This is a genomic window from Microcystis sp. LE19-41.2A (genome assembly GCF_027530405.1).
GTDB classification, from domain to species: Bacteria; Cyanobacteriota; Cyanobacteriia; order Cyanobacteriales; family Microcystaceae; genus Microcystis; species Microcystis aeruginosa.
On record NZ_JAPZQJ010000013.1, the window covers coordinates 1 to 6,052 of the forward strand.

At 48.8% G+C, this 6,052-nt stretch carries 8 protein-coding genes and 1 pseudogene; 4 read left to right on the top strand and 5 right to left on the bottom strand.

Going from position 1 to position 6,052, the window contains the following annotated elements; translation table 11 throughout:
• Together O9290_RS00465 and O9290_RS00470 are read left to right on the top strand one after the other, a co-directional pair.
• Positions 1 to 152 (top strand): annotated as a pseudogene (locus O9290_RS00465) (RNA-guided endonuclease TnpB family protein); the annotation flags it as partial.
• The gene (locus O9290_RS00470; RefSeq protein WP_288056033.1) at positions 109 to 372 is read left to right on the top strand and encodes a hypothetical protein; all 264 of its coding nucleotides are present in this window, start codon (positions 109 to 111) and stop codon (positions 370 to 372) included. The pseudogene O9290_RS00465 and the gene O9290_RS00470, both read left to right, overlap by 44 nt.
• A gap of 459 nt (positions 373 to 831) precedes the next feature.
• Here the strand turns inward: O9290_RS00470 and O9290_RS00475 are convergent, their stop codons facing one another.
• From O9290_RS00475 to O9290_RS00490, 4 genes are all read right to left on the bottom strand, one after another.
• Positions 832 to 1,023, bottom strand: a complete 192-nt coding sequence (locus O9290_RS00475; RefSeq protein ID WP_288056032.1) for a hypothetical protein — start codon at positions 1,021 to 1,023, stop codon at positions 832 to 834.
• A gap of 7 nt (positions 1,024 to 1,030) precedes the next feature.
• Positions 1,031 to 1,831 (bottom strand): bifunctional hydroxymethylpyrimidine kinase/phosphomethylpyrimidine kinase, encoded by an 801-nt coding sequence (thiD, locus tag O9290_RS00480; RefSeq protein ID WP_288056029.1) that lies wholly within the window; start codon positions 1,829 to 1,831, stop codon positions 1,031 to 1,033.
• Between the two features lie 6 nt (positions 1,832 to 1,837).
• Positions 1,838 to 3,085 (bottom strand): cell division protein FtsZ, encoded by a 1,248-nt coding sequence (ftsZ, locus tag O9290_RS00485; protein WP_061430136.1) that lies wholly within the window; start codon positions 3,083 to 3,085, stop codon positions 1,838 to 1,840.
• Between the two features lie 192 nt (positions 3,086 to 3,277).
• A complete protein-coding gene (locus O9290_RS00490) occupies positions 3,278 to 4,099 on the bottom strand; it encodes a cell division protein FtsQ/DivIB (RefSeq protein WP_288025172.1) in 822 nt (273 codons plus the stop codon).
• 245 nt (positions 4,100 to 4,344) lie between these two features.
• Here O9290_RS00490 and ctpC point away from each other — a divergent pair, with 245 nt between their 5' ends.
• Positions 4,345 to 5,637 (top strand): carboxyl-terminal processing protease CtpC, encoded by a 1,293-nt coding sequence (gene ctpC, locus O9290_RS00495; protein ID WP_288056028.1) that lies wholly within the window; start codon positions 4,345 to 4,347, stop codon positions 5,635 to 5,637.
• Here the strand turns inward: ctpC and O9290_RS00500 are convergent.
• On the bottom strand, positions 5,627 to 5,812 hold the full coding sequence (locus tag O9290_RS00500; protein ID WP_002736073.1) for a hypothetical protein: 186 nt from the start codon (positions 5,810 to 5,812) through the stop codon (positions 5,627 to 5,629). The two genes, ctpC and O9290_RS00500, sit on opposite strands and share 11 nt — an antisense overlap.
• Positions 5,813 to 5,867: 55 nt before the next feature.
• On the opposite strand from O9290_RS00500, the gene O9290_RS00505 reads away from it, so the two are divergent.
• Positions 5,868 to 6,052, top strand: a 185-nt coding sequence (locus tag O9290_RS00505; RefSeq protein WP_288086582.1) for a hypothetical protein, incomplete at its 3' end; no start/stop codon positions are given.

The following is a 6,052-nucleotide window of genomic DNA, read 5'->3' on the forward strand; positions in this document are numbered from 1 at the left end:
ACCATGACCGAGATATTAACGCCAGTAAAAATATTTTGGCCGCAGGGCTTGCGGTGTCAGTCTGTAGAGCGACCATAAGACCAGAACAGAGTAAATCTGGGGCGGCAGGTGCGAAAAATCCTTCGGGAAAGAAGCAGAAACCTAAATCGTGAGGTTTGGGAATCGCCGTCCGTTCACGGCGGTGAGGATGTCAACGAGTCCGGCACGGAAAAACTAAAAGAGAGAGAACGGCTCAACAAGATGACCGAAGAGGAAATAGATCAAGCTGCCCGTTCCGATCCCGATGCGTTACCGGTAGAGGATGAGGAAATCTGGAAACAAGGTAGATGGGTGGGTCCTGAACCTTTACCTGAATTGGTTAGGACTGGCTGAAAAAGTAAGGGCGAAGCATTCGGACAGGAAATCTCCGGTTTCAGCGATGGGTTATCGAAAATTTGGGTTAAAACCCCGTCCTTTTAGGACGGCTTTAAGCTACAATGGAAAAAGCGATAACCAAGCTAAAAACTGAACCTTGACCACAGATAGTAGGGGGTTTTGTTCAGAAAAGAATTCCAATTCGGCCTTGAACGAGTAAAACTTTCTAGGAAATAAGGTTGAACATGAGATTTTTTCGACTTGTTCAAAGTGGCCGGAGGGCATTCGGACACTCAAAACGGACGGGTCGAAAGAGTCAGACTTAAGCAATTAAGCGTTTTTCGGTGAAGCGTCAACCCCGTTCAGCGACCACCCTTAAAAAGTGGCGTGGTGAGGAATCGCCGTCCGTTTTACGGCGGCGAGGATGTCAAACCCGAATGCTTCGCCCCTACAGGACTCTGCGATTATCGATTAAAGTCACCACTTGCCATCCTGACGTAATTGCCGATTACTCTTGACAAGTTGCTGGTTTTGTGCTTCTAGAAATTCCACCCGTGCCTGAGTGGCCTGCAATTCTTTGACTAATTCCCGATCGACCGAGAGGGGAACCGAGGGGCAACCAGTGCAACTCTGGGGGACTTGGGGGGAAATAAGCGGCGTAGTGGTCATGAATTGACTAATTTAGGGCTTTTAAGCGGTAAAAATGGCCCACAGGACCGGTTCCTTGACCGATAGGGAGGGAATGATCGAGGGCGTTAGTAACGTAATCCTTGGCTTTTTTCACCGCTATTTTCAGGTCATCACCCAAAGCGAGGTTAGCCGCAATCGCTGCCGATAGGGTACAACCAGTCCCGTGAGTATTATTGGTTTCGACGCTTCTGGTCTTAAAAGTTTCCCATTCCTCCCCATCAAAGTAGATATCAACCCCACGCAGCCGGCCTTTCATGCCGCCACCTTTCACTAATACTGGTGTGGCCGACTTCTGGAAAATAATTTCGGCGGCCGCTTTCATCGTCTCAAAATCATTGATCTCAATGCCACTTAAAAGCTGCGCCTCGTAACGATTAGGGGTAATAATCGAAGCCAGAGGAATTAAACTATCAAAAAGACTATCTATAGCCCGATCATCAATTAATTTGGCTCCTACCCGCGAAACCATAACCGGATCCACCACTAAACTGATTAAACGCCAGCGCTCGATCGCCTCGGCCACTGCTTCGATAATCTCGCTGCTGAACAGCATTCCTGTCTTAACCGCTGACACAGACATATCCCTGACCACGGCATCGATTTGGGCCGTGACCATTTCTGGACTTAGGGACTCGACGCGCTCGACCCCTAGGGTATTTTGGGCGGTAACGCAGGTAAGGGCGCTGGTGCCGTGAACTCGGTGGAAGGCGAAGGTTTTCAAATCAGCTTGAATTCCCGCGCCGCCACCACTATCGGAACCGGCGATGGTGAGGGCAATGGCAGTCATAGGAGGTTAGCGATCAAAAGGACGACGACGTTGCAAGAATTCGGGGATATCTAATCCCGCCGGTTTTGGTGGTTCGGGAGTCGGGGCCGGACTGGGTGCGGGGGCATTGATCACCACCTTGCTACCGGTGGGACGAGAGGGGGAATCGCCGGAAAAACCGGTGGCAATGACGGTAATTCTGACTTCTCCCTGCATTTTCTCGTCAATTACTGCCCCGAAGATGATATTAGCGTTGGGATCAACCACTTCATAGATAATTTCGGCGGCGGCATTGACTTCGTGTAGGGTGAGATCTTGACCGCCGGTGATGTTAAAGACTACGCCTTTCGCACCTTCGATCGAGGATTCCAGTAACGGCGAGGAAATAGCAGCGATCGCTCCTTCCTTAGCCCGAGATTTTCCGGAACCGATGCCGATGCCCATTAGGGCCGAACCCGCATCGGCCATCACTGCCCGCACATCGGCGAAATCCACATTCACCAGACCGGGGATAGTGATAATATCCGAGATCCCCTGTACCCCTTGGCGCAGCACATCATCAGCGACCCGAAAAGCCTCCTGTAGGGGAGTGTCGGCGGGTATCACCTGTAATAACTGGTTATTGGGGATAATAATCAGGGTATCGACCCGACTTTGTAAACCCCCCACCCCCTCATCGGCCTGATTAGTGCGACGACGACCCTCGAAGGTAAAGGGACGAGTCACAACTCCCACGGTCAAACAGCCGATTTCTTTGGCAATTTCGGCCACAATTGGAGCGGCCCCTGTTCCCGTGCCGCCGCCCATGCCGGCGGTAATAAAGACTAGATCGGTTCCTTCCAATGCTTGGGCTATTTCATCCCGAGATTCTTCCGCCGCTTTCTGTCCGATCGCCGGATTGCCGCCCGCCCCTAGGCCGCGGGTTAATTTTGTCCCGATTTGTAACCTCTGGGGGGCGGAGGAGTGGGCCAGGGCTTGGGCGTCGGTGTTAATTGCCCAAAATTCGATTCCAGTCACGCCACTGGCGATCATGCGGTTAACGGCGTTACAGCCCCCACCGCCGACCCCGATCACCTTGATCTTGGCGACATTACTTGGCACGATGCGATTACTACGACTTTCTTCTCGGGGTGTCATCTGTGATTCATGGGGGCGAGTAAATAATACTCCAGCATTATTCTGAGAGTAATGATTATCTTCGCTCATGGCTGAACTGGCATAATCGTTACTGTTCAGATTGGGATAGGTGGGAACGATTTCATTAATCGATGTCATTGGAATTGGAACACTCTTAGTACAAGATTCTGTTATTGGTTTGATGAATCAGAGATGCAATGTTAACACTATCACTAATATTATGTCGGTTCCAGTATCTACATTATCAGTTTCTGGTTCAGAAAATCATAATTTGGGGTTTTTGGCAATACATAAAGGGAATAATTGCGGTTATTTGCTGATCAATTCCAGTTAATCCCTACCAGTTGCCGTTACTTTGGCAACCATAGGGGCTGGCTGCGGTTTTAATTGTACAGTGGGAGCATCGGGATTGCTCAGATCAATGTAGATAATTCGCGCTAGAGGTATCTTGGATGACAATGACCGCGATTGTACGAGAGCGGTTAATTTTTCGGGCAATCTATCTTTATAAAAACCTAAATAGACCTGTCCCAGTTCGGTTTTTAGTACAAGATTACTAGGATTGCGCCAATCGATGGCGGTAACTTTAATTGATAAGTTATCAATTAAGGGATAAATTTTTTGCCACTGTTGTTGATATTGTCGGTCGTAACCAAGCACTTCTAGGCTAGGTAATTGGTTTTTGGGCAGAGTTCGACCATAATAGCTTTGAGGAATTATCGTTCCGGTGGCATCTAAAAAGCCTTGCTGTTGATGAGAACGCCAACGGGCAACAGGTTTTCTTTCTTGAATAGAAACAATCACTTTCGGGGGTAATAATTGCCGCTCGATCTTAACGTCGGCAATAGCGGGAATAGCTGCTAATTTTTCTCGCAATTGATGGGTAGGTAATTCCCAGAGAGACAGAGGATAGCTTAATTTTAGCCAAGCACGAATCGACTCGGGCGACATTAATTCCGTGCCTGCGATTTCCACCTGTCCGGCCTTGGTAATTGTCCAATAGGGTGAAGTCATCCCCCAAGCTAATCCCGTCGCTAAACCACTAACCACCAGAAAGCGACCCAAGGCTTGCCACACCTTCGATCGCCTTTGGTGGCGCAGGTTTTGTCGTTTTTGTTCTAGGGAGAGGGAAGAAAGGATTTGATCACTCATAGGGAAAATCTAGGACAGTTTTGCTGTTATCTTAGGTCGCGAGGTGGGCTGCTGGCAACTCGATCGCTACTCAAATAACCAGTTTGACAAAGAAAGAGATAATAAATGTTATAACAGTAGTAGTCTACAGGCGTTCTTTTGTCTGTCTCCAGTAAACCTAAACGCTCCTTTTTGCCAAGATATTTCGACGGTCAGCCAGAAAGAGCGTTCTGGCAAGAACAGCCTAATTTATCCGAAAATTACCTATGGTTATCAACAAACGCGGACTTGTTCTCGGTGCTACAGCAGTGGTCCTGTCTACCGTCGCCGTCACGGGGGCGGGATTCCGTCTCTCCCAAAGTCAAGCTTTTTTTCAGGAAAGTCCCAAGGAAACCGTTGATGAGGTTTGGCAGATCATCAACCGCACTTATTTAGATGGCACTTTTAATCAATCGGACTGGAACGCCATCCGCAATCAGTATTTAAATCGTTCCTACAAAAATCAAGAGGAAGCATACACCGCTATCCGCGAGATGTTGAAAACTCTCAATGATCCCTATACCCGTTTTATGGATCCCAAAGAGTTTAACAATATGAAGATCGATACATCGGGAGAATTGACCGGGGTAGGGATTCAACTGACCAAAGATGAGAAAACTAAGCAGTTAGTCGTGGTTTCACCCATTGAAGACACTCCCGCTTCTAAAGCTGGTGTGCTGCCTAAAGATGTGATTATCGCTATCGATGGTAAATCTACCGAAGGTATGGAACTGGAGCAAGCGGTGAGCATGATCCGCGGCAAAGTGGGGACAAGCGTTAAGATCACGATTCAACGGGGTGAGGAGAAGAAAGAATTGACTCTTACCCGGGCCAAAATTGAAATTCACCCGGTGCGCGCCCACACGGAAAACACCCCGATCGGTAAAATCGGTTATATCCGTCTTAATCAATTTAGCGCCCAAGCTAGTGGCGATATGAGTCAAGCGATTCGCGAATTGGAAACCGAAGAGGTGAAAGGTTATATTCTCGATCTGCGTTCTAACCCCGGCGGTTTACTCTACGCCAGCATCGAAATCGCTCGGATGTGGATACCTGATGGTTTAATTGTCTCTACGGTCGATCGCAAAGGAGTGACGGAACGTCAACGGGCTAACAATCAAGCTTTGACTAATAAACCGCTGGTTGTCCTCGTCGATGGTGGTTCCGCCAGTGCCAGTGAAATTCTCTCCGGAGCTTTACAGGATCATGATCGGGCGGTTATTGTCGGTACGAAAACCTTTGGTAAGGGATTAGTGCAATCGGTACGCAATCTCAGTGACGGTTCGGGATTAGCGGTGACAATTGCCAAGTATCTCACCCCCAAAGGACGCGACATCAATAAAGATGGTATTCATCCTGATGTGGAGTCGGAACTGAGCGAGGAAGATCGCAAAAATCTTCAACAGGAACGGGATCGGGTGGGAACCTTCCAGGATCCTCAATTCAAGAAGGGTTTTGAAATCTTGGAAAAAGAAATCACTGAAGGCCAAAAAACGCCCACCAATACCGCTAAACAATAGGTTGACATTTGCCCGCTCGAATTAAACCCACCCGACGGGCGATCGCTTCTCCCCGCTCGGCAAAGGGACCCCAGTATTGACCATTGACTGGGGTTTTTCCATTTTCTAGGGCTATAATCTGACAAATTCCCGTATTTTCCTGGACAATGTACCAGTTTTGTGCGCTATTATCCATAGATTTTTCTCCTTATACCCCAAACCCTAGGGTTGATTCATAGTAGGGTTGATTCATGAATCAACCCTTCCCCACACCCCAAACCCCACACCCCAAACCCCAAACCCCACACCCCAAACCCCACACCCCAAACCCCACACCCCACACCCCACACCCCACACCCCAAACCCCAAACCCCACTCCCCACACCCCATACCCCAAACCCCAAACCCCAAACCCCAAACCCCAAACCCCAAACCC

What these genes read in the sequence shown, in the direction of transcription:
- O9290_RS00475 (WP_288056032.1), bottom strand. Translation starts at nt 1,023, where the DNA reads ATGACCACTACGCCGCTTATTTCCCCCCAAGTCCCCCAGAGTTGCACT.
- thiD (WP_288056029.1), bottom strand. Translation starts at nt 1,831, where the DNA reads ATGACTGCCATTGCCCTCACCATCGCCGGTTCCGATAGTGGTGGCGGC.
- ftsZ (WP_061430136.1), bottom strand. Translation starts at nt 3,085, where the DNA reads ATGACATCGATTAATGAAATCGTTCCCACCTATCCCAATCTGAACAGT.
- O9290_RS00490 (WP_288025172.1), bottom strand. Translation starts at nt 4,099, where the DNA reads ATGAGTGATCAAATCCTTTCTTCCCTCTCCCTAGAACAAAAACGACAA.
- ctpC (WP_288056028.1), top strand. Translation starts at nt 4,345, where the DNA reads ATGGTTATCAACAAACGCGGACTTGTTCTCGGTGCTACAGCAGTGGTC.
- O9290_RS00500 (WP_002736073.1), bottom strand. Translation starts at nt 5,812, where the DNA reads ATGGATAATAGCGCACAAAACTGGTACATTGTCCAGGAAAATACGGGA.